Raw genomic sequence first — 263 nt, 5'->3', positions numbered from 1 at the left:
CCCCTGATAGCTTTCGGGCAGCTCGTTCCAGCGGTCCAGATTGATCTGAAGATGCGCCGCCGCCGAACCTTCCCACCAGCCGGGGAAATAGTAATAGGGCGCGACCCGCACGAAGCCCATCTTTTCGTCGTCATAAGGGCCGACCCATTCCGCCGCGTCGATGATGCCTTTTTCCAGCGAGGAATAGATGTCGCCCGCCGCAATCTGTTGCGGCACCACGCCGATGCGTTCCAGCACCTTGCCGCCGAAGCCGCAAATGCGGA

General features: G+C 61.2%; 1 pseudogene. It reads right to left on the bottom strand.

The features are described from left to right. Nucleotides 1-263, bottom strand: a pseudogene (locus RMT89_RS43715) (ABC transporter substrate-binding protein); the annotation flags it as partial.

This window comes from Streptomyces sp. P17, assembly GCF_032436805.1.
Taxonomy (GTDB): Bacteria; Actinomycetota; Actinomycetes; order Streptomycetales; family Streptomycetaceae; genus Streptomyces.
This window is presented reverse-complemented; position numbering and strand designations above follow the sequence as displayed.